At 70.0% G+C, this 20780-nt stretch carries 25 protein-coding genes; 15 read left to right on the forward strand and 10 right to left on the reverse strand.

Features of this window, described 5'->3' with window-relative positions:
• Positions 1-13: 13 nt before the first annotated feature.
• The 4 genes from L3Q67_RS31885 to L3Q67_RS31900 form a co-directional block, all read right to left on the reverse strand.
• The gene (locus tag L3Q67_RS31885; protein WP_499185137.1) at positions 14-1171 is read right to left on the reverse strand and encodes an acyl-CoA dehydrogenase family protein; all 1158 of its coding nucleotides are present in this window, start codon (positions 1169-1171) and stop codon (positions 14-16) included.
• Positions 1172-1204: 33 nt separating this feature from the next.
• Positions 1205-3757 carry a M1 family aminopeptidase gene (pepN, locus tag L3Q67_RS31890; protein WP_499185138.1) on the reverse strand — a complete coding sequence of 851 codons (2553 nt, stop codon included), beginning with the start codon at positions 3755-3757 and terminating at the stop codon, positions 1205-1207.
• Between the two features lie 130 nt (positions 3758-3887).
• Entirely contained in the window at positions 3888-4808 is a 921-nt protein-coding gene (locus tag L3Q67_RS31895; RefSeq protein ID WP_499185139.1) for an ornithine cyclodeaminase family protein, read from the reverse strand.
• Between the two features lie 30 nt (positions 4809-4838).
• On the reverse strand, positions 4839-5939 hold the full coding sequence (locus L3Q67_RS31900) for a CaiB/BaiF CoA transferase family protein (protein WP_499185140.1): 1101 nt from the start codon (positions 5937-5939) through the stop codon (positions 4839-4841).
• A 347-nt stretch (positions 5940-6286) separates the two neighbouring features.
• Here L3Q67_RS31900 and L3Q67_RS31905 point away from each other — a divergent pair, with 347 nt between their 5' ends.
• The 7 genes from L3Q67_RS31905 to L3Q67_RS31935 all read left to right on the forward strand — a co-directional run bounded on the left by L3Q67_RS31905 (position 6287) and on the right by L3Q67_RS31935 (position 14071).
• Positions 6287-7297 (forward strand): ParB/RepB/Spo0J family partition protein, encoded by a 1011-nt coding sequence (locus tag L3Q67_RS31905; protein ID WP_499185141.1) that lies wholly within the window; start codon positions 6287-6289, stop codon positions 7295-7297.
• Positions 7298-7323: 26 nt separating this feature from the next.
• A complete protein-coding gene (locus L3Q67_RS31910; protein WP_499185142.1) occupies positions 7324-7539 on the forward strand; it encodes an MbtH family protein in 216 nt (71 codons plus the stop codon).
• A gap of 376 nt (positions 7540-7915) precedes the next feature.
• Positions 7916-10192, forward strand: a complete 2277-nt coding sequence (locus L3Q67_RS31915; protein ID WP_499185143.1) for a glycoside hydrolase family 3 protein — start codon at positions 7916-7918, stop codon at positions 10190-10192.
• A 42-nt stretch (positions 10193-10234) separates the two neighbouring features.
• Positions 10235-10546 carry a tetratricopeptide repeat protein gene (locus L3Q67_RS31920; RefSeq protein WP_499185144.1) on the forward strand — a complete coding sequence of 104 codons (312 nt, stop codon included), beginning with the start codon at positions 10235-10237 and terminating at the stop codon, positions 10544-10546.
• Between the two features lie 227 nt (positions 10547-10773).
• Entirely contained in the window at positions 10774-11967 is a 1194-nt protein-coding gene (locus tag L3Q67_RS31925; protein WP_499185145.1) for an NAD(P)/FAD-dependent oxidoreductase, read from the forward strand.
• Between the two features lie 14 nt (positions 11968-11981).
• A complete protein-coding gene (locus L3Q67_RS31930) occupies positions 11982-12941 on the forward strand; it encodes a sigma-70 family RNA polymerase sigma factor family protein (protein WP_499185146.1) in 960 nt (319 codons plus the stop codon).
• Between the two features lie 35 nt (positions 12942-12976).
• Entirely contained in the window at positions 12977-14071 is a 1095-nt protein-coding gene (locus L3Q67_RS31935) for an ABC transporter permease (protein ID WP_499185147.1), read from the forward strand.
• A gap of 146 nt (positions 14072-14217) precedes the next feature.
• Here L3Q67_RS31935 and L3Q67_RS31940 read toward each other — a convergent pair whose 3' ends face one another.
• Positions 14218-14574 (reverse strand): hypothetical protein, encoded by a 357-nt coding sequence (locus tag L3Q67_RS31940; RefSeq protein WP_499185148.1) that lies wholly within the window; start codon positions 14572-14574, stop codon positions 14218-14220.
• A 291-nt stretch (positions 14575-14865) separates the two neighbouring features.
• Here L3Q67_RS31940 and L3Q67_RS31945 point away from each other — a divergent pair, with 291 nt between their 5' ends.
• Complete coding sequence (locus L3Q67_RS31945) at positions 14866-15510, forward strand: class I SAM-dependent methyltransferase (RefSeq protein WP_499185149.1); 645 nt, start codon at positions 14866-14868, stop codon at positions 15508-15510.
• On the opposite strand, the gene L3Q67_RS31950 is transcribed toward L3Q67_RS31945, so the two are convergent.
• Together L3Q67_RS31950 and L3Q67_RS31955 are read right to left on the reverse strand one after the other, a co-directional pair.
• Positions 15499-15981 carry an SRPBCC family protein gene (locus L3Q67_RS31950; protein ID WP_499185150.1) on the reverse strand — a complete coding sequence of 161 codons (483 nt, stop codon included), beginning with the start codon at positions 15979-15981 and terminating at the stop codon, positions 15499-15501. The two genes, L3Q67_RS31945 and L3Q67_RS31950, sit on opposite strands and share 12 nt — an antisense overlap.
• A gap of 2 nt (positions 15982-15983) precedes the next feature.
• On the reverse strand, positions 15984-16295 hold the full coding sequence (locus L3Q67_RS31955; protein WP_499185151.1) for an ArsR/SmtB family transcription factor: 312 nt from the start codon (positions 16293-16295) through the stop codon (positions 15984-15986).
• Positions 16296-16485: 190 nt separating this feature from the next.
• On the opposite strand from L3Q67_RS31955, the gene L3Q67_RS31960 reads away from it, so the two are divergent.
• The 6 genes from L3Q67_RS31960 to L3Q67_RS31985 all read left to right on the forward strand — a co-directional run bounded on the left by L3Q67_RS31960 (position 16486) and on the right by L3Q67_RS31985 (position 19220).
• Positions 16486-16959, forward strand: coding sequence for a hypothetical protein (locus L3Q67_RS31960; RefSeq protein WP_499185152.1), 474 nt, complete (start codon positions 16486-16488; stop codon positions 16957-16959).
• 111 nt (positions 16960-17070) lie between these two features.
• A complete protein-coding gene (locus L3Q67_RS31965) occupies positions 17071-17484 on the forward strand; it encodes an ArsR/SmtB family transcription factor (protein ID WP_499191689.1) in 414 nt (137 codons plus the stop codon).
• Positions 17481-18125, forward strand: a complete 645-nt coding sequence (locus L3Q67_RS31970; RefSeq protein WP_499185153.1) for an SRPBCC family protein — start codon at positions 17481-17483, stop codon at positions 18123-18125. Before L3Q67_RS31965 ends, L3Q67_RS31970 begins: the two co-directional genes overlap by 4 nt.
• Positions 18126-18150: 25 nt before the next feature.
• A complete protein-coding gene (locus L3Q67_RS31975; RefSeq protein WP_499185154.1) occupies positions 18151-18651 on the forward strand; it encodes an SRPBCC family protein in 501 nt (166 codons plus the stop codon).
• Between the two features lie 39 nt (positions 18652-18690).
• Positions 18691-18927, forward strand: coding sequence for a hypothetical protein (locus L3Q67_RS31980; RefSeq protein WP_499185155.1), 237 nt, complete (start codon positions 18691-18693; stop codon positions 18925-18927).
• The gene (locus tag L3Q67_RS31985; protein ID WP_499185156.1) at positions 18921-19220 is read left to right on the forward strand and encodes a response regulator; all 300 of its coding nucleotides are present in this window, start codon (positions 18921-18923) and stop codon (positions 19218-19220) included. Before L3Q67_RS31980 ends, L3Q67_RS31985 begins: the two co-directional genes overlap by 7 nt.
• 25 nt (positions 19221-19245) lie before the next feature.
• Here the strand turns inward: L3Q67_RS31985 and L3Q67_RS31990 are convergent, their stop codons facing one another.
• From L3Q67_RS31990 to L3Q67_RS32000, 3 genes are all read right to left on the reverse strand, one after another.
• Positions 19246-19554: a hypothetical protein gene (locus tag L3Q67_RS31990; protein ID WP_499185157.1), complete on the reverse strand. Its 309-nt coding sequence runs from the start codon at positions 19552-19554 to the stop codon at positions 19246-19248.
• A complete protein-coding gene (locus L3Q67_RS31995; RefSeq protein ID WP_499185158.1) occupies positions 19551-19877 on the reverse strand; it encodes a hypothetical protein in 327 nt (108 codons plus the stop codon). The genes L3Q67_RS31990 and L3Q67_RS31995 overlap by 4 nt, the downstream gene beginning before the upstream one ends.
• 242 nt (positions 19878-20119) lie before the next feature.
• Positions 20120-20260 (reverse strand): hypothetical protein, encoded by a 141-nt coding sequence (locus L3Q67_RS32000; RefSeq protein WP_499185159.1) that lies wholly within the window; start codon positions 20258-20260, stop codon positions 20120-20122.
• Positions 20261-20319: 59 nt separating this feature from the next.
• On the opposite strand from L3Q67_RS32000, the gene L3Q67_RS32005 reads away from it, so the two are divergent.
• Positions 20320-20601, forward strand: coding sequence for an MDR/zinc-dependent alcohol dehydrogenase-like family protein (locus tag L3Q67_RS32005; protein WP_499191690.1), 282 nt, complete (start codon positions 20320-20322; stop codon positions 20599-20601).
• Positions 20602-20780: the final 179 nt, after the last annotated feature.

Genomic DNA, 20780 nt, shown 5'->3' on the forward strand with positions numbered 1-20780 from the left:
TCGGCGGTAGCGCTCAGCTGGGCACGCCGAGCAGGCTGGCGACGATGTCGCGCTGGATTTCCGAGGTGCCGCCGTAGATCGTGCCGCCGAGTGCGTCACGGAGCTCGCGTTCGACGCCGAAATCGGTGAGGTACCCGCGGGCGCCGTGCAACTGGACCGCGTCGAGCATGGAACTGAGGTGGCTTTCGCTGATCGCCAGCTTGGCGATCGCGGCGTCCAGCGGCGCCAGGTGGCCTTCGCGCTTGCGCCAGGCGACCTTGTACAGGGCCAGCCTGGCCAGCTCCAGGCGGACCTTCATGTCGGCGATGCGGTGGCGGACCGCCTGGTTCGTGCCGATCGGCCTGCCGAACTGCACGCGGTCGCGGGCGTGGGCGACGCAGTCGTCGAGCACCCGGTCCATCACGCCGATCTGGCTGGCGAACAGCAGGCTGCGCTCCCAGTCGATGGAGCTGGTGAACAGGTTGAACCCGTTGCCCTCGGCGCCGAGCAGGTTGGCCGCGGGCACCCGGCAGCCGTCGAGTTCCACCTGACCCATCTCGGTCGACCGCAGCCCGGCCTTGTCCCAGCTGCGGCTCACCGATACCCCGGGCAGGTCCTTGGTCACCACGAACGCGGTCAGGGCGCCGGCCGCCGGGGCGTCCGGGCCACCGGTGCGGGCGAAGGTCAGGAAAACGTCGGCGACCGGAGCGTTCGAGATGAAGGTCTTGGTGCCGTGCAACACGTATTCGTCGCCCTCGCGCACGGCGGTGGTGCGCATGCCGAGTACGTCCGAGCCGGATTCGGGCTCGGTCAGCGCGTGCGCGCCGATCAGCGAACCGTCGGCCAGTCCCGGCAGGAAGCGCTTCTTCTGCTCCTCCGTGCCGTGCTCGACCAGGTAGACCGCGCACGCCCAGAGGTGGTTGTTCAGCGCGAACACCAGGCCGTTGTCCCGGCAGCCGTACCCGAGCGCCTCCAGCCCGACGGCGATGGTGACCGGGTCGAGCCCGGAACCGCCGTAGCCGGTGGGGATCGGCCAGCCGGTCAGGCCGAAGGCCGCGCACTTCTTCCACGAGTCCCGGTCCAGCCGGGCCTGCCGGTCGCTCTCGGCCGCCGCTTCGCTCAGCTCGGTCCTGGCGAACCGGATGACCGACCGGCGCAGTGCCGCTTGCTCGGCAGTGATGCTGAAGTCCACCGAAGGATGCCCTCTCGTCCGCAGGTTGGGGAGTTACGCAGGGTTCCGGTCGCGCTCGCGGGCGGCCAGCGGCCGCACCAGCATTTCCGTCCGCAGTTCGACGATCAGGCGGTGCAGCGCGGCCGGATGCTCTCCGGTGAGCCACTCGTCCGCCGCCGCCAGGTTCTCCGGCGTGAGTTCCCAGCCGGGGAAGAGGTGGACCACCGCGGGCAGCGCGCGCTCGCTGGACCGCCGCGCCCAGAGCTCGCCGATCTCCGCGAAGTAGCGGGCGCCGTACCCGGCCAGCAGCTCGCGCTGCGCGGGGTGGCGGAAACCGCCGATGACGGCGTCGCTGACGGCGTTGGGCAGTTCGTCGTCGCTCAGCGCCCGCCGCCATGCCTCGGCTTTGGCTTCCGGGGTGGGTCGCAGGGCGCGGGCGCGTTCGGCCTGGCGGCGGCCCGCGGCGGTGTCGTCGAGTTCGAGTGCCTCGTCGATTTCCTTGTCGCCGGAACGGCCGTGGGCGACCAGGGCTTGCAGCAGCCGCCAGCGCAGGTCGGTGTCCACGGTCAGCCCGGCCAGCGGTGCGGTCCCGTCCAGCCAGCCGGACAGGTGGTCGAGCAGCGCGTCCTCCAGCGGGGCCGCGGCCAGCGCGTTGACGAAGGTGAGTTGCCGGTCGGAGCCCGGTTCGGCGCCGGCGGCCAGCTGAAGCAGCACGCGGGTGAACTCCGGCCAGCCGTGCTGCCGCGCCCAGCCGGGATCGGCGTAGGAATCGAGCGCGGTCCGCGCCTGGGTGAGCAGCGCTTCCACCACGCTCAGCTCGGTCTCGGCGGCGATGCCCCCGGCCACCAGCTTGACGTAGTCCCGGGCGCGGAACTCGGCCGTGCGGGTCATCTCCCAGGCCGCCGACCAGCAGAGGCTGCGGGGGAGCGGGTCGGTGATGTCGGCGATGCGGTCGATCAGCGTGGTCAGCGACCGCGGGTCCAGGCGCAGGCTGCAGTAGGTCAGGTCGTCGTCGTTGACCAGCACCAGCTCGCCCGCCGGAACGCCGGTGAGTTCGGGGACCGGGGTCAGCCCGCCGGTCACGTCCAGCTCGATCCGGTGGGCGCGTGCCAGTTTCCCGGTGTCGCCGGAGCGGTAGACACCGATGGCGACCCGGTGGGTCCGGCGCTCACCGGCCCCGGGCTCGGCGCCGCTCTGCTCGACGGCGAAGCTGGTGAACCGGCCTTCGCCATCGACTTCGTACCGCGGCCGCAGGGTGTTCAGCCCGGTGGTTTCCAGCCATTGCGCGCTCCACCACGACAGGTCGCGGCCGGAGGCTTCTTCGAGCGCGGCGAGCAGGTCGGCGAGCGTGGCGTTGCCCCAGGCGTGCTTGCCGAAGTACAGCCGCAGCCCGGCGAGGAAGTTGTCCTGGCCGACGTAGGCGACCAGTTGCTTGAGCACGCTCGCGCCCTTGGCGTAGGTGATGCCGTCGAAGTTCACCTCGACCGCGTGCAGGTCCACGATGTCCGCCGCGATCGGGTGTGTCGACGGGAGCTGGTCCTGCTGGTACGCCCAGGCTTTTTCGACGTTGGCGAAGCTGGTCCAGGCGTTGCGGTACTCGGTGGCTTCGGTCAGGGCGAGCACGCTGGCGAAGGTGGCGAAGGACTCGTTGAGCCAGAGGTCGTCCCACCAGCGCATGGTGACCAGGTCGCCGAACCACATGTGCGCCATTTCGTGGAGCAGGGTCTCGGCACGGCGCTCGTAGGCGTAGTGCGTGACGCGTGACCGGAACACGAAGTCTTCGAGGAAGGTGACGGCGCCGGCGTTCTCCATCGCGCCCGCGTTGAACTCCGGCACGAAGAGCTGGTCGTACTTGCCGAACGGGTACGGCGTGCCGAACTTCTCGTGGTAGAAGGCGAAGCCCTGCTTGGTCTCGGTGAACAGCCGCTCGGCGTCGAGGTGCTCGGCCAGCGAGGCGCGGCAGTAGAGGCCCAGCGGGATCTCGCCGTGGCTGTCGACGTAGGTGTCGTGCCACGAGGCGAACGGGCCCGCGACGAGCGCGACCAGGTAGGTCGACAGCCTGCCACTCGGGGTGAACACCGTGGTGACCGCGCCGTTCGCGGCCGGACGGGTGGCAGCGGGGGTGGTGTTGCTGACGACCGACCACTCGGCGGGCGCGGTCACTTCGAGTTCGAAGCTCGCCTTCAGATCGGGCTGGTCGAAGCAGGCGAACACGCGCTTGGCGTCGGCGGTCTCGAACTGCGTGTAGAGGTAGACGCTCTCGTCGACCGGGTCGACGAAGCGGTGCAGGCCCTCGCCTGTGTTCATGTACCGGCACTCGGCGTGCACCACGAGTTCGTTGGTCTCGGCCAGTTCGGGCAGCGCGATACCGTCCTCTTCGCGGTAGCCGGAGACGTCGAGCGGGGTGCCGTTGAGCGTGGCGGAGTGGACCCGGTCGGCGATCAGGTCGATCCAGCTCGACGCGTGCCGGGAACCGGTGAACCGGACCGTGGTGGCCGAGGAGAAGGTCGGGCCGCCGGTGAGGTCGAGCGTGATCCGGTACGACTCGACGGCCAGCAACGCCGCGCGCTGCTCGGCCGCGACGCGGGACAGGTTGGGACTGGCCACGGAAAACCCCTCGCTCGTGCGGTAGGCGGTAACCGTCAAACTAGCGAGGGGAAAGCGTGCGGAAAACGTCGTTCATTGAACGCCAAATGAGACGCGGAAAACCGAGCGGAATGCGATTGAACGGCGTTTCTCAGCGACGGGCGTGCTGTGCCAGCAAACGCGCGACGGCCCAATCCTGGGCAGCCACCCCGACCGATTTGAACACCGTGCGCCCTTTTGCCTCCGGGGGCGCCGACAACGCGTCCCCGAGTTCGAGCACGTCACCGCGTCGCAGCAACCCGTTGTCCAGCGCGTGCCGGATTTCCCCGGCTTCCCCGGCCGCGGCGAACTGGTCGACCAGCACCACCGACGCGGTGCCCAGCAACTCGGCGGGAAGCTCCCGCATGGATGGGCGGAACGAGCCGATCGCGTTGACGTGCACGCGTTCCGGTAGCGCGGAAAGCTCGAACAGGGGATCGGCGGACGAGGTCGCACAGCACACCACGTCGGCGGTGGCCACCGCGTCGGCCGCGTTCTCGGCGACCCGCAGGCGCACGTGCGGGAACTCGGCGGCCAGGGTGTCCAGCAGCGGGCCCATCCGCCGCGCACTCCGGTTCCACACGCTCAGGTCGCGGATTTCCCGGACCGCCAGTACCGCGCGGACCTGGTCAGCGGCCTGTGCTCCGGCCCCGAGCAGGGCGAGCCCGGTGGCGTCCGGTGCGGCGAGCAGATCCGTCGCGACCCCCGCCACGGCGCCCGTGCGCAGGGCGGTGACCGCACCGGCCTCGGCGGTGAGCTGGCCGCCGTCGTCCGTCCACACCAGAGTCGCGACGATGGCCGGGTCGCGGTCGAGCACCACGCCCGCCGTCTTCACCACGGCCGCGCCGCTGGGGGCGTGGTGCGCGGTCATCACCAGTACCGCCTGCTCATCGGTGCCGAAGACGAGCCGGGGTGGCTGGGAGAAGTGCCCGGCGGCCAGGTCGGCGAACGCCTCGCGGACCGCGTCGACGGCCGCGGGCATGCCGACCGCCGCGCGGACGTCGGCGGCGCTGTAGTTCCCCAGTGCGAGCATGGCTTCCTCTTTCAGATGTGCCAGCCTCTTTCAGACTTGCCAGTCGCGCAGCACCGCTTCGTGGTGCGCACCGGGCGGCGGGGGCGCGGCGGGCGTCCCGGTGCCGGTACGGGAGAACTCCGGCGCCGGGGCGGGCTGGCGGATCCCGTCGCGGGTGAAGAACCGGCCCCTGGCCTGGTGGTGCGGGTGCTCGGCGACCTCGTCGAGCGAGAGCACCGGGCTGACGCAGGCATCGGTGTCTTCGAAGACCTTCGTCCAATGGTCACGCGGGTGCGCGGCGAACGCGCCGGCGAACCGGGCGCGCAGCACCGGCCAGCCGTCACGGTCGGCCTGGCCGGGCAGGTCTTCCCCGGCCAGGCCGAGCCCGTCGAGCAGGGCGCGGTAGAACTGCGGCTCGATCGCGCCGACGGCGACCCAGCGGCCGTCGCGGCAGGTGTAGGTGTCGTAGAAGGGGGCCCCGCCGTCGAGCAGGTTGTCCCCGCGTTCGTCCTGCCAGGAGCCGTAACCCCGCAGCATCCAGATCATCTGCATGAGCAGCCCGGTGCCGTCGACCATCGCCGCGTCGACCACCTGACCGAGCCCGGAGCGCTCCCGCTCCCACAGCGCCGCCAGCACCCCGGCGACCAGGAACAACGAGCCACCACCGAAATCGCCGACCAGGTTGAGCGGGGGCGCGGGGCGCTCGCCGGTGCCGATCGCGTGCAGCGCGCCGGTCAGCGCGAGGTAGTTGATGTCGTGGCCGGCGCGGTCGGCGAGCGGGCCGGTGCGGCCCCAGCCGGTGATCCGGCCGTAGACCAGCCGGGGATTGCGGGCGTGGCAGTCCTCCGGGCCGAGGCCGAGGCGCTCGGCGACGCCCGGCCGGAACCCTTCGAGCAGCACGTCCGCGCGGTCGGCGAGGCGGCGCACCAGGTCGAACCCGCCGGCCGACTTCAGGTCCGCGACCAGCGCTCGCTTGCCGCGCAGGAGGTGGTCCGGCCGGCCGCCGGTGAGGTCGAACCCCCCGCCGGGCCGGTCCACCCTGACCACGTCGGCGCCGAGATCGGCCAGCAGCATCGCGGCGTGCGGCGCGGGCCCGAGTCCGGCCAGTTCGAGGACACGGAGTCCGGCCAGCGGCCCGGGCGGTGCGCTCACGGCTCCTCCTCGCGGCGGGCGATGCGGTAGGTGATCACCCTGCCATCGTTCCTGGCCGAGTCACCCGCCGTGTCCAAAATGGATGGACAAATCACGGTGACCATTCTACCTGCCGGTGGATCACTCGGACGAATCGGTCATTCGCGGGCACGACAACGCTGCGCGGGGGAGCGCCGCGTTGTTGCGGAGGCGAGACTTCCGTTGCTAGGCTCGGATTGTCAGTATGCCTTGACGTGGTGGGGCCTGGGGGTCGTCTGCCGATTGCACACCACTATTACGTCCGCCCGTTTCATTGAACCATGAATTCCAGAATTCTTCCGTGAACCGATTATTCCTGTGGGGTGCTGATGGTGCAGCCGGGTGGCGGCGTTCGTGGTGCGTCGGGGGCCTGCGCGGACTGGGTCCGCGCCGAGCTCCAGGGGTGCCCGGTGGAACTGGTCGCGGTCGCCGACCTGTCGGTCTCTGGCTCGCCACGGCGCGCGGGCGAGGACGGAGCGCACGTGGAGTCGCTGGCCGAAGCCGACGGCGAACTGCCGCCGATCCTGGTGCACGGCCCGTCGATGCGGGTGATCGACGGCGCGCACCGGGTGCGCGCCGCGCTGGTGCGCGGGAGCACGCACATCCGGGCGCGGTGCTACGGGGGCGGCGAGGCGGACGCGTTCGTGTTGTCGGTGTACCTGAACACCACGCACGGCCTGCCCCTGGCCAGGGCCGATCGGCGGGCGGCGGCGCAGCGGATCCTCGCCTCGCACGCGCACTGGTCGAACCGGCGGATCGCGGCGGCGGCCGGGCTGGCGGCGGGCACGGTCGCGGCGCTGCGCGAGCGTTCGACCGGCCAGGACGAGCAGTTGAACGGGCGGGTGGGCCGCGACGGCCGCCGCAGGCCGGTGAACGCGGCGGTGGGCCGCCGCCTGGCCGGGAAACTGCTGGCGGAGGAACCGGAGGCCTCGCTGCGCTCGATCGCGCGGCGGGCCGGGGTCTCGCCGGCGACGGTGCAGGACGTGCGGCGGCGGTTGCAGGCCGGGGACGACCCGGTGCCCGCGCAGCGGCGGGCCCATCAGCGGCCTGCCGCCGGGGGCCGGGCGTGGCAGGTGTCGGCGGCGGAGCTGCGGCGGTCGCTGGAGCAGCTGAAGCGGGATCCGGCGCTGCGGTTCAGCGAGACCGGCCGGGGCCTGCTGCGGTGGCTCGACCGGCACGCCGGGGGCATGGAGGAGTGGGCGCAGCTCGCCCGGTCGGTGCCGGGCCACAGCACCTCACCGGTGGCGGACTTCGCGCGGATGTACGCGGCGGCGTGGTCGGATCTGGCGGCTTCGCTGGAAGACGACCGTCCGGCGGAGCTGGGCGTGGCGCAGTACTGAACACCGGAACGAGGAAGGCGCTGACGATGAGCAATCCGTTCGACCAGGAAGACGGCGTGTTCCTGGTGCTGGTCAACGACGAGGGACAGCATTCGCTGTGGCCCGCCTTCGTCGGCGTGCCCAGTGGCTGGACCAAGGTCCACGGTGAGGCGAGCCGTCAGGAGTGCCTGGACTACGTCGAGGCCAACTGGACCGATCTGCGGCCCAAGTCCCTGATCGAGGCGATGAGCCGCGCGGAGTGACCACCCCCTGATCCGCTGAATCCGTGCGCGAGCCGACTGCTGCGCCGCCACCACCGTGCGCCTGCGAGCCGGCCGATGAGCCGAGCGACGAGAACGGTCTCGTGCCGCACCCGCCCACCCGGACAACACTTTGGTGCGAACGGCGTACCGGCCTGATGCCCTTGGCCTGGCCGTGCGCCACGCTGGGGAGGTCACCGGTGGGGTGCCGAACGCATCGCCACGCATGACGACGACCGCCGCCGGGCGTACATGGGGGGAGGCGCTGCGCCACCTCGGTCAGGCGATCGGCGATGGCGTTGACCGGACGACCTTCGTGCCCACCCCCAAGCCGAGACCCCGCGGCGACCTTCACCGCACCTACGTGCTGAGGAGCACCGTGACCACCCCTGCTTACCGTGACCCGTCGTTCCCGATCGAGGAGCGGGTGGAAGACCTGCTCGCGCGCCTGACCCTGGAGGAGAAGGCCGGGCAGCTGACCCAGTTCTTCTACCTGGGCGACCTCGGCGAGGTCCCGGGGGATCTGGACATCGACTCGCTGCCGCCCGAGCACCGCGCCTACGTGGACCAGCCTCGGATGGTGGAGGCCGCCGTGAGCCGTGGCACCGCCGGGTCGGTGCTGTTCGTCAAGGACCCCGCCACCGCCAACCGGCTGCAACGCCTTGCCGTGACCGAAGCCCGCCACGGCATCCCGCTGATCTTCGGGTACGACGTGATCCACGGTCTGCGGACGATCTTCCCGGTGCCCATCGCCCTGGCCGCGAGCTGGTGCCCGCCGACGATGGAGCAGGCGCAGGCGGTCGCGGCACTCGAGGCGCGCGCGGCGGGTATCCACTGGACGTTCGCACCGATGATCGACATCGCCCGCGACCCGCGCTGGGGCCGCATCGTCGAAGGAGCAGGCGAGGACCCCGTGCTCGGTGCGGCGGTCGCCGCCGCCCAGGTGCGTGGTTTCCAGGGCGACCTCGGTGAGGGCCACGTCCTGGCCGGTCCCAAGCACCTGGCCGGGTACGGCGCCCCTCGTGGCGGCCGTGACTACGACGACGTCGAGATCTCCGACTCCGAGCTGTGGAACGTGTACCTGCCGCCCTTCCGCGCGGCGGTGCGGGCCGGAGCGGGCAACGTCATGAGCGCCTACATGGACCTCAACGGCGTCCCCGCCTCCGGCAACCGCTGGCTGCTCACCGACGTGCTGCGCGACGAACTCGGCTTCGAAGGTTTCGTCGTTTCGGACGCCAGCGCCGTGCGCAACCTCGAGACCCAGCACTTCGCGGAAAACCTCACCGATGCCGGCGCTCGCGCGGTGGCGGCCGGTCTGGACATGGAGATGACCATGTTCGACCCCGCTTTCGCCCACCTCCCGGAGGCGGTCGCCGGCGGCATGGTGTCCGAGCACAGCATCGACCAAGCCGTGCGCCGGGTGCTCACCGCCAAATTCCGCCTCGGCCTGTTCGAGAATCCGTACGCCGACGAGGACCGGGCCGCAGTGACGCTGTCCGCGACCGAGCACCGCGAGACCGCCCGCACCGCGGCCGAACGCACGATGGTGCTGCTGAGGAACACCAAGCACACACTGCCCTTGCGCGCCGACGCCTTGACCTCTGTCACGGTCATCGGCGAACTCGCCGACAGCAAGCGCGACACCCTCGGCCCATGGGTCTTCGCCCACGACACCGCCGAAACCGTCACCGTCCTGGAAGGACTGCGCGCCCGCCTGGGCGACGCGGTGACCGTGCGGCACGCACCCGGAGCTGGAATCCCCGCCCGCACCTACCCCTCCATGTTCGACCGGATGGACCCCACCGTCGCCCGGACCGCCGACGACCATGACGACGACGCCGAGATCGCTCGCGCGGTCGAGCTGGCCGCGGCGAGCGACGTGGCCGTCGTCGTGGTCGGGCAGCGGCAGAACCAGATCGGCGAAAACGCCTCGACGAGCACCCTGGACCTGCCCGGCCGGCAGCTCGAGCAACTCCAGCGGGTCGTCGCCACCGGCACCCCGGTGGTCCTCGTGGTGATGTCCGGGCGGCCGCTGGACCTGCGCTGGGCGGACGAGCACGTCCCCGCGATCGTCCAGGCCTGGTACCCCGGCACCCGGGGCGGCGACGCCGTGGCGTCCGTCCTGTCCGGCGACGTCTCCCCGGCTGGCCGGCTGCCCTTCACCTGGCCGCGGCACGTCGGTCAGGTGCCGATGGTCTACGCACACCACCGGACCTTCGCGCCGCAGGATCAGGACAAGCGATATTGGGAAGAGGAGAGCACGCCGCTCTACCCGTTCGGGCACGGGCTGTCCTACGCTGACTTCGCGTATTCCGGCCTCCGGCTGGGCAGCGAATCCATCACCGTCGGCGAAACCACGACGGTGTCGGTCGACGTCACCAACACCTCCGACCGCGACGCCGACGAGGTCGTCCAGCTCTACGTGCACCAGCGCTACGGCAGCTCGTCCCGGCCGGTCCGTGAACTCAAGGGCTTCGAACGAATCCCGGTACCGACGGGGGAAACCCGCACGGTGACCTTCGAACTCGGGCCCGACCAACTGCGCTACTGGAGCGCCGTGACACGCGGCTGGGTGCAGGACCCGACCACACTGGACGTCTGGGTCGGCGGCGATTCAACGGCCGACCTGGCCGCGGTTCTCGACATCAAGGCTTGAGCACCCTCTCATGTCCACCTCATCGCAGTTCACGGTGGGGCAGTGGCTGTCCGACCCGCGGAGCAACGCGGCCCTCGGACGCCTGCTGGCGCGGACCGGTGCCGCACCGGCCTGGTAAGAAGTCTCACCCCGGACCGGTTCGCGGACAAGATCGTCATCGTCATCGTCGGCAACCACCAGCAAGCCATCGACCGCTACCGCGAAGCGCTCGCCGGGTTCCGCGACCTCGGATTCACCTCCGAACTGGTCATCGTCCTGGACCACCTCGGCCAATCCCACCTCGCCCTCGCACAACACGACCAAGCACGCACGGCATGGGAAGAGGCCCGGACCCGGATCTCCCCAGTCCCCTGATAGCGAAGTTCTCGTGACCGCTCACCCCCGCGCGAGCCGCGCATCACTCCCCGCCGTCCTGGCATTCGGTGACCACCGCGGCCGGGTGGGGGTTGAGGGCCGGCTACGCGTGGAGCCGGCGCCAAGGAGCGGCTTTGATTCCGACCCCGGGGTGATGTGCGTCGCATGGTGTCAGGTTTTTCTTCGACGCGGTGTCTTGTGCTCGAACCCAGGGAGAGAAGGACACCATGAGCAAGAACATCGAGGTGGCCGTGGTCGGCGGCGGATATGCCGGTGTCATGGCGGCCAATCGCTTGACGCAGCGCGACGACGTGACGGTGACCGTGGTCAATCCGCGTCCGGTCTTCGTTCCGCGGCTGCGCCTGCATCAGCTGGTGGGCGGGACCCATGATGCGGTCGTCGACTTCACGGAAGTCCTCGCCGAGGGCGTCCGGTTGGTCGTCGACAGCGCGACACGGATCGCTTCGGCTGAGCGCAGTGTGACTCTGGCCGAAGGCGGGAGTCTCGGCTACGACTACCTGATCTACGCGGTGGGCAGCGGCAGTGCCGGCCCGCGGGTGCCGGGCGCGGCCGAGTTCGCTTATCCGATCTCCACGTTGGAGGCGGCGCGGCTACTGCGGTCAGTGCTCGACGACACGCCCGTGACGGCCGCGGTGACGGTCGTCGGAGGCGGGCCGACCGGTATCGAGACCGCCGCGGAGCTGGCGGAACAGGGCCGCACCGTCACACTGGTCTGCGGCGGTGTCCTCGGACCGTACCTGCACCCCCAAGCCCGGCGCACCGCCCGCAAATACCTCGCCAAGCTGGGGGCCGAGGTGGTGGAAGGCTCGGAGGCGTCGGTCACGGCGGTGACACGCGAGGCGGTGGAACTCGGTGATGGCCGCACGGTGGCGAGTCAGGTCACCATCTGGACCGCGGGCTTCGGCGTGCCCGACCTGGCGGCCGAGAGCGGGTTGCACACCGACTCCGCCGGGCGCCTGCTCACCGACGAAACGCTGACCAGCATCGACGATGAGCGCATCGTCGCCGCGGGTGACTCGTCAGCACCATCCGACCTGCCCTTCCGGATGAGCGCCTACGCCGCGGGCTGCCTGGGCGCCCATGCCGCCGACACCGTCCTGAATCGGATAGGGGGTGAGCGGCCGGCCCCGATCGACCTGTCGTTCCCGGCCATGTGCCTCAGCTTCGGCCGCCGCACCGGGATCTTCCAGCTCGGCCGGAAGGACGACACCGCGATGCGGATCTACTTCAGCGGGCTCATGGGCAGGACGCTCAAAGAATTCTCCTGCGCCGCCAGCGTCAAACACCTGGTCACCGAAGCACGCAAGCCCGGCTCGCACTCCTGGCCCAAGGACGGCAAGCACAGGCCGCAGCTGCTGCAGGCCCAGCACCGCGACGCGCACGCAACCCACGGCCGCTGACGGAAGAGGACTCCATGGACACCACGGGCGGTCCCGGCGCGCAGCGGCGGGCCGGCAGCGAAGCAGCGAGCCTCAACAGCGACGAACACGACACCGTCGACGCCACGCAGGCCTTTGTCGCACACCGCAATCTGCTGTTCACCGTCGCCTACGAACTGCTCGGATCAGCCGCCGACGCCGAAGACGTCCTGCAGGACACCTGGCTGCGATGGGTGAAGGTCGATGTGACCGACGTGCGCGACCAGCGCGCCTACCTGATGCGAATCACGACCCGGCAGTCACTCAACCGGCTGCGCTCGATGAAACGCCGCAGGGAGGCATACGTGGGCTCCTGGCTACCGGAGCCACTGCTCACCGCACCGGATGTGGCCGCCGATTTCGAACTCGCCGAAAGCGTGTCGATGGCGCTGATGCTCGTTCTCGAGACCCTGACCCCGACCGAACGAGCGGTGTTCGTGCTGCGAGAAGCATTCGGGATCGGCTATGACGACATCGCGGCCGCGGTCGACAAGAACCCCGCTGCCGTGCACCAGATCGCCCACCGTGCCCGCCGCCACGTCGAAGCTCGCCGGCCGCGCCGCGCGGTCACCGCACAGCAAGCCCGGGCGGCCCTCGAAGCTTTCCAGCGAGCGCTCGAAACCCGGGACCTGCAGGGCCTGCTCGACGTACTCGCCCCCGACGTGGTCGCGATCAGCGACGGCGGTGGCATCAAGCAGGCCACCCCGCGTCCGGTTGTCGGAGCCGACAAGGTGGCCCGGTTCATCGTCGGCGGCCTCACCAGGAACGACGTGCCGCTCACCGTCGAGCCGACCGTGCTCAACGCCGGCCCGGCACTGGCTCTGCACGTCGGCGGTCAACTCGACGGCGTCATCGTGATCCATGTCGAGGACACCCGCATCACCGGCCTGTACTACGTCCGCAACCCGCAGAAACTGACCCACATCGACTCCGCGACCCCGCTCACCCTGCGATGACCACCGGTCACGGCCCGACTGTTCGAGGAGCAGACATGACCCCGCGGGCACCACTCGCCACCGGCACACCTCCGTCACGCTGGCCGGCGGTGGCCGGAGTCGTCGTCCTGCTCACGGCGATCACGAGCATATTGCTCGTCGCGTTCGCCTGGCCGTCGGTGCGGTCGTCGGTGCACGATGTGCCCATCGCTGTCGCCGGGCCGGCCGGCGCGGTCGCGCAGATCCGTACCGCACTCGACCAGCGTCTGCCGGGCGGCTTCGAAATCACCGAAGTCGCCGATACCGAAGCGGCGAACCGACTTGTCCGCGACCGGCAGGTGTATGGGGCCATAGACCTCAGTTCCGGCACCCCGCGGGTCATCGTCGCCTCCGCCGCCAGCACCGCGGTAGCCCAGACCCTGCAGACCATGGCGACCGGCCTCGGGCAGGCGGGCGGGCCCGGCACACCGGTCACCGTCCGCGACCTCGCCGCCCTGCCCGCCGACGACCCGCGCGGCGCCGGCCTGGCCGCAGGCGCACTGCCACTGGTCATGGGCGGACTGCTCGCCGCGGTGCTGCTGACCAAACTCGTCCACGGCACCGTCCGGCGGATCACCGGGGCACTCGCCTTCGCGGCCACCGGCGGCCTCGCGGTGGCGGCCATCCTGCAGTTCTGGCTCGGCTCTCTGAGCGGGTCCTACCCAGCCAACACCGGCGCCATCGCCCTGACCGTCGCGGCGACCTCCCTGACCGTCCTCGGGCTGGAATCCTTGCTCGGTTACGCCGGAATCGGGATCGGCGCCGTGGTCATGATGCTCATCGGCAACCCACTCTCTGGTACGGCGACCGCACCCGAAATGCTGCCTGGCTGGTCCGGCACGCTCGGCCAGCTGCTGCCCCCCGGAGCAGGTGGCCGGTTGCTGCGATCGACCGCCTTCTTCGACGGCCGCGACACCACCCACGCCGTCACCGTCCTGCTCGCCTGGACCGCGCTCGGTGCGGCGCTCTGCGTGGCCGGCGGCCTGCGTACGCGCCGGGCCGCCAACGCCGAAACCGGGTCTCGGAAACCCGTACACCACCGGCCGACCTCACCTCAGCACCCCACAGACCCCTCGAATCCTGAACCTGTCAGGAAGCGCCGGTGGGCCTAGCCTGCGGTGGTGCACCGCCGGTGTGGGCGCCGGATCACCACGCCGCCCGCGCATTGTGTCGTGGTAGTTGTTCGGCCTCACGTCGTGCTGATGGACATCCGGATACTGACCACCTTCGACCTCGACGCATACGTCTACGGCGACGGTCACACGACCATGAGCTGTTCTCGTCGCCGCGGTGGAATTCGGGGGCCGTTTGCCGCCAGTCCTGCCGAGCTGCCGAACGCGGCCTCGGCGAACTGTTCGGGTACGGCCGGGAACTGGTCGCCCGCAAGCGGAACGAACCCGGCGACGACGTGATTTCCCGGCTGTGCGCGACCGAAGGCGTTTCCGACGACGAGGCCGCCATGATGTCCATGGCACTGCTGCTCGCCTGGCACGAGACCACCGTGGTCCAGATCGGCCTCGGCGCCTTGCTGCTGCTGGCCAACCCGGAGCAGTGGCAGGCACTGGTCGACGATCCGGGACTGGCGGGCAACGCCGTCGAGGAAGTACTGCGGCACCGGGCAAAGGCGGCGGTGGTATCCCGCGCTACGCCCGCACCGACCTCGACATCGGCGGCGTCACAGTCCGCGCCGGTGCTGCTCGACAACGGAGCCGCGAACCACGATCCCGCGGTGTTCCCCCGACCCGGATCGGGTCGACCTCACGCGCGCGGCCGGAGCCCACCCGAGCTTCGGGCGCGCCACCCGGTTCCCGCGACTGCGCCTGGCCGTCGACGTGGACGAACTGCGGCTGCGGCGCGATGTGCTGACCGGTGGACTGGTCGAGCTCCCGGTGCGATGGTGACGGCCATGAGCGCCCGATCGATCCGCCATCCCGTCTTCGCCCGGCTCTACCCGGTGCTGGCCAAGGCGATGGAACGCGGCGGCATGGCCGAACACCGGCAGACCCTGCTCGACGGGCTTTCCGGGACCGTGGTCGAAGTCGGTGCCGGGGACGGCATGAACTTCGGGCACTACCCGCCGGAGGTCACCCGGGTGCTGGCCGTCGAACCGGAACCGCGGTTGCGGACCCTCGCCCGGTCGGCCGCCGCGCGGGCGCCGGTGCCGATCGAGGTCGTCGACGGCCTCGCCGACCAGCTACCGGTAGGCGACGGTGGTGCCGACGCGGTCGTGACCTCCCTCGTGCTGTGCTCGGTCGCCGACCCCGCCGCGGCGTTGCGGGAGTTCCGCCGCGTCCTGGCCCCTGGTGGCCGGTTGCGGTTCCTCGAACACGTCCGCGCCGACACCTCCGGCCTCGCCCGCGTCCAGCGGCTGATGGACGCGACCATCTGGCCGCGCCTGGCCGGTGGCTGTCACACCGGCAGGGACACCGTCACCACGATCGAGCACAACGGCTTCCGGATCGAGCACCTCGAGAAGTTCCGGTTCCCCGACGCCGCGACACCCACGTCGTTCCACGTGCGTGGCATCGCGGTGCCCGGGTCACGCACCTGAGGTCAGCTCGGTGAACCGCTGCAGGTAGAGCGGCCAGCCACCCTCGGAGGCCACGCCGTCACGCCCGCGCTCCCAGCCCGCGCCGTGGCGGTCCAGATGGCGGTGCTCAAGCTCGACCCGGGTCCGGTCCGGCCCGTCGGCGATGAAGCGCACTTCGACCTCGCTGCACCGGGCAGGATCGCTTTCGAGCTGCCACTGGGGATCGATGTCCCAGCTGATCACGAACCGGTGCGGCGGCTCGAACACGAGCACCCGCGCCCACCGGCACACCGACCCGTCCTCGCCGCGGTCGTAGACCGAGCCGCCCACACGGGTCTCGAAGACCGTTTCGGCGATCGGCACCGCCAGCAGGTTGTGCTCACGGGGCTTGATCCGGTCGAACTTCTCGGTGAACACGGCGAAGGCGCGTTCGGCCGGGATGGCGACCTCGATCTCGCGCCGGATGGATGTCCCGGCGGACGTACTGGTCATGGTTACTCCTGTTCCTCTTCTGCTAATCGCTTGAAGTTCTCCAGCGCCTTGCCCCAGAACTCGTCCAGTTCCTCGCGCAGCGTCGCCAGGCCCTGCAGGTCGACCTCGTAGATGCGCCGCGTGCCCGCAGGGCGGGCACGCACCAGGCGCGCCTCCTTCAGCACCCGCAGGTGCTGTGACACCGCCGGCCTGCTGATGGGCAGCTCCTCGGCGATCTCGGTGACCGAACGCGGCCGCTCGGCAAGGCGTTTGAGGATCTGGCGCCGGCTCGGGTCTCCGAGGGCGGTCCACGCCTCATCTACGTAAGCGGTCACTTACGTAAGTTACGACTTACGGATCCTGGACGTCAAGGGCTGCCACTGTCAAACTTGGCGGAGACGAACCACAAGACCGCTGCGACCTGGGCACGCCGACCATTCCGACAGTGGGCAACCCGCCGCACAGCGATAGTTCGTCGGACCTCCCGACACGCTAGTTCGTTGACTGTCGGCACTCGGCTGACTGGTGACCGCGAACCGCGTGGAGGTGAATCGTGACGGTCGAGCGCTCGGTGCTCCAGCCGATGCCGCTATCCGGGCGAAACTGCGCGACGCCGGGATCGGGGAGCAGGCCGCTTTTGTGGCTGCCGCGGACCTGCGCGTGCTGTTGGCCCGGGTGACCGAGTTGCAGCGGGCGAAACGCCGCCACCGGCCCGAAGCGGCTGATCTCCCGTTGCTCGTCGTGCGTGCGCAGGACGGGCACTGGCCACTCGCGCAGTTCGACCGGTGGCGTTCGTCGTCCCCGGGCGCCGAGGTGCTCCACCTGCCCGGTGACCACCGGTCCGTCCTGGACTCGAACGGCGCGCGTGCCATCGCGGACCGGATCGCGGCTTTCGAACCGTTGGGGCCTCAGCACAATCGGGCCGATCACGCCGCATGGACGTCGAGCATCGAGCACATCCGCTCCACGCCGGGCTACCCCGATGGCGACTGGCCTTGAAAGCGCTGGGACTGCTACGGTCGCCGACCCGCTCAACCCTGCGCGCTAGCAGGGTCGGCATCAGGATGCCAGCATTTACTTATATAAGTGAAGGCTGGTAGGTTCGTGTTCGTGCACGCGTTCGACATCCTGGGTGACCCGGTGCGCCGGCGCATTTTGGAGCTGCTCGCCGACGGTGAGCGGACCTCTGGCGCGATCACGGAAGTGATCGGGGCCGAGTTCGGACTGTCCCAGCCGGGTGTCTCCCAGCATCTGCGCGTGCTGCGTGACAGCGGCTTCGCCTCGGTGCGGGCTGAGGGTGCTCGTCGGTTCTACGCCGTCGAGCCCGCGCCGCTGAGCGAGGTCGACGCGTGGTTGGGCCGGTTTCGCCGGTTGTGGGAGCAACGCCTCGACGCCCTGGGAACCGAGCTGGCCCGGGGCAGGCGTGCTGCTCGGACTCCGGCCGGTGGGGAGCCCACCCGATCGGCCGGGCCCGGCACCGATGCGGACACGACCGATCCAGCAGCGAAGGGAACAGGACAATGAAAGACGTCTTGGAGGAACTGGCCGCCGCGCACCGGGCGATGGGCAAGGGCAGCGTGCCCGCCGGCGAGGCTTACACCATCGAGGTGCGGCGCCGATACGAAGCGCAGGTCGAGGACGTCTGGGACGCCGTGACCAACCCCGAGCGGCTGCGTCGCTGGTTGAAGCCGGTGGCCGGGGATCTGCGGCTTGGCGGGAAGTTCGAGTTGGACGGTGGTGAGCACGGCGAGATCCTCCGGTGCGAGCCGCCGCGTCTGCTCAAGGTGTCCTGGCTCTACGGGCCGGACGCCGACGCTTGGCCCGGCACGAGCGAGGTGGAAGTGCGCCTGGCCCCGGGCCCGGCCGGCGATACCGAATTCGCACTGATCCACGCAGCGGTCGTCGAGGAGCCCCTCTTCCCGACCTACGGCCCCGGTGCCGGCGGCGTGGGCTGGGACCTGCATCTCCTCGCCCTGGCCCGGCTGCTGGCCGGTGGCGAGACCGCCGGCCACGAGGGGGTGGAGAAGTCGCCTGAAGGGCGCGAGTTCATCCGGCGCAGCGCCGCGGCCTGGGGTGAGGCTCACCTGGCCGCCGGTGGCGAACCGGAGCACGTCGCGGCCGCGGTCGAGGCCACCACCCAGTTCTACGCACCCGGCCCGGCCTGACAATCCCTTCCCACATCTAGAAGGAATGCGTGTTGTGAAGTACACCAACTCGATCGAGATCGCCCTGCCGCGAGAGAAAGTGGCCCAGTTGCTCGCCGACCCGGCACACCTGCCGAAGTGGCTGCGAGGGATGGTGCTGTACGAGCCGGTGAAGGGGAAGCACGGGCAGCTCGGCACCGAGTCGCGGGTCGTGTTGCAGTCGGGGAAGCGGAAGATCGAGTGCACCGAAACGATCACCCGCCGGGAGCCGGAAGACCTGCACGAGCTCCCCGAAGAAGTGGTCGTTCACTTCGGCCGAGAGACCGTCGGGGCGGGCATGTCGAGCGTCGTGCGCGACCGGCTCACCGAAGCCGATCCGGAGACGACGCTCTGGGAGAGCGAAAGCGAATACCGGTTCAACGGCCTGCTGATGCGGCTGGTGGGGCTCCTCATGCCCAGCGCCTTCCACAAGCAGTCGCAACAGCACATGCAGGATTTCAAGGCGTTCGCCGAACAGGGAAAGGACGTCCGCGAAGGAAACAACTGAGCTCGGCCGAAGCCGAGCGCGTAGATGAGCTGGTACTCGATGACCGGATTCGTGGACCGGGTGACTTTGTCGGTGTCGGTGAACCGCGCGGGCGGCCATTCCGCGACCCACATCAGCAGCATCATCGAGGTGCCGGTCACCGCGGCGATGCGCAGGCCGATGCCAAGCACGAGCGCGGCGCCGATACCGAGCAAGCCGACCATAAACAGCCAGTCGGCATCACCGCCACCGCGCAGATCGCCGCCGCGCGGCCCGCGGTCCGGATACTGGTGCTGACCACCTTCGACGACGACGAGCACGTGTACCCGGCGCTGGCCGCCGGTGCGCACGGCTTCCTGACCAAGGACGCGCCGCCGGAGGAACTGCTCGACGCGATCCGCCGCACCGCCGCGGGGGGAGTCGCCGTTCAGCTTGGATTCCATCGATCCACCTTGGGCAACTGTTCGCACTCGGCCAGCAGCCGTTCCACCAGGACGGCCACCTGGGCCGGCGAGGTCTGGCCGAGTCCGGTCACCACCCCCGGCCACGGACCACCAGGCCCCGGCACCGTCGCGATACGGGCATCGTGAAGGGGGAGAAGCCAGCCGGGATCGGTCAGCCGGGTGAAGAACTGCGGAGGTGATGCTGGCTCGACGTGAGCGTGCGCAGCCGCTCGATCTGCGGCTGCCCGGACCAGGGTTCAGCGGCCAGCGCACGCAGTTCCCGGACTACGGTCTCCGGCGGGGCGAACATGCGGTTGAACCAGGTGATGGTTTTCTCGTCGAGCCCAGATACATCGGTGAGTGTCGCTTCGCCGTGGAGGATGTCGCTGGCGGCGTCGCGGACACGCTGATATTCAGCGGCGGGATCGAGGTCGCCAGAAATCCTGTCGCTACCGTTCTTTTCTTCGAGATACCCAATCAACAGGTTCGTATAGTATTTTTTGCGATCCTGCTTCGTTGATGCCCATCGAAGGCCTGGCGCAGGTTGTACGCGGCGCTTTCCAAATAGCGGAGCCCGGTATCGTCGGCCATGGCCCGGGTGAGCAGAGCGCCCGCGGCGCGCAGGCAGCAGAGCACCTTCTCGCCGTCAGAAACTTCCCCGCGAATGTGCTTCGCGACCTCCTCCGAAATTTCGGGAAGGTACTGGCCAGAGGAACGGCTCGACATCGCTCCATTCTGGGCGGCGAGCCACTTTGAACGGAAGCTGACACGCTCTCTCGCATCCAGTTCCGCCTCGCGGCTCACGTCCGTTTCGCGGACACCGACATCGGTGTCCGCAGACTCCTGGCTACCGGGCTGACGCGCTTCGAACCGCAGTGCCGGGGGCAGCAGCGGGGGACCGGGCCACCGCGATAGCACCCGCCCAGAACTGCGCATCGTCCAACGACGCGCGCTGGGGCGCACACTTCGTCTCACCCGAGCAGCGCCGGGACTCTGCCAGCCCCCTGTCGGCACACGGTTCCCCGTCTACAGGCGATGCGGCCGGATCAGTCGGTGGCGCCGTCGGGGCGGAAGAACACCAGGGCAAGGGTGAGCGGACCGGCGCCGCAGGCGACGCCGGCCAGCGCCATGGACAACGGGTCGACATGCCCGAGGCGCGCCTGGGTGAGCAGGGCGCCGACCAGCATGAAGGCCAGGCCGGTTCATCGACTACACCGCCGAGGACGTCATCGCCGCGGCACGCGAGCTGGTTCCGGACGGCTTCGACGGGATCGTCGACCTGGTCGGCGGCACGTCGCTGCGGACGGTCGCTCCGCTGGCCCGGGATGCCCGCGACATCATCGCCATGGGTGATATGTCCGTGCCCGATCTCGGTGGGCGCTTCGTCGAGCGTCGCCTCGGCCGCGGGAACCTGGAGCGGTCCGCCCGGCTGGCCCTCGACGGAGTCCTCGCACCCGTGATCACCGCGGTCCACCCGCTCTCCGACGCCCCGGCCGACCGACGCCGCCGACCGTCCATTGCGAACTGACGATGACCATCCCCGAAGTGCCTGTGACGAACCGAGCCACCCTCTGATTCAAACGAATAATCTACGTCGAGGCACGGGCACGTCAGGATCACTCATGGTGTCCTCCCGTATTCGACCGAGTGAGTCGCCACCGCGGCTTGACGTCGCAACCCGTTGGGTGTCCGGACAGACCGACGATC

The sequence above is a fragment of the Saccharothrix sp. AJ9571 genome (assembly GCF_021725495.1).
Lineage (GTDB): Bacteria > Actinomycetota > Actinomycetes > Mycobacteriales > Pseudonocardiaceae > Amycolatopsis > Amycolatopsis magusensis.

Excerpts from the sequence above, each read along its gene's own strand:
- L3Q67_RS31935 (WP_499185147.1), top strand. The coding sequence starts at position 12,977 with ATGACCCCGCGGGCACCACTCGCCACCGGCACACCTCCGTCACGCTGG.
- L3Q67_RS31970 (WP_499185153.1), top strand. The coding sequence starts at position 17,481 with ATGAAAGACGTCTTGGAGGAACTGGCCGCCGCGCACCGGGCGATGGGC.
- L3Q67_RS31895 (WP_499185139.1), bottom strand. The coding sequence starts at position 4,808 with ATGCTCGCACTGGGGAACTACAGCGCCGCCGACGTCCGCGCGGCGGTC.
- L3Q67_RS31930 (WP_499185146.1), top strand. The coding sequence starts at position 11,982 with ATGGACACCACGGGCGGTCCCGGCGCGCAGCGGCGGGCCGGCAGCGAA.
- L3Q67_RS31910 (WP_499185142.1), top strand. The coding sequence starts at position 7,324 with ATGAGCAATCCGTTCGACCAGGAAGACGGCGTGTTCCTGGTGCTGGTC.
- L3Q67_RS31945 (WP_499185149.1), top strand. The coding sequence starts at position 14,866 with ATGAGCGCCCGATCGATCCGCCATCCCGTCTTCGCCCGGCTCTACCCG.
- L3Q67_RS31905 (WP_499185141.1), top strand. The coding sequence starts at position 6,287 with ATGGTGCAGCCGGGTGGCGGCGTTCGTGGTGCGTCGGGGGCCTGCGCG.
- L3Q67_RS31980 (WP_499185155.1), top strand. The coding sequence starts at position 18,691 with ATGACCGGATTCGTGGACCGGGTGACTTTGTCGGTGTCGGTGAACCGC.
- L3Q67_RS32000 (WP_499185159.1), bottom strand. The coding sequence starts at position 20,260 with ATGCTGGTCGGCGCCCTGCTCACCCAGGCGCGCCTCGGGCATGTCGAC.
- L3Q67_RS31950 (WP_499185150.1), bottom strand. The coding sequence starts at position 15,981 with ATGACCAGTACGTCCGCCGGGACATCCATCCGGCGCGAGATCGAGGTC.
- L3Q67_RS31975 (WP_499185154.1), top strand. The coding sequence starts at position 18,151 with ATGCGTGTTGTGAAGTACACCAACTCGATCGAGATCGCCCTGCCGCGA.
- L3Q67_RS31925 (WP_499185145.1), top strand. The coding sequence starts at position 10,774 with ATGAGCAAGAACATCGAGGTGGCCGTGGTCGGCGGCGGATATGCCGGT.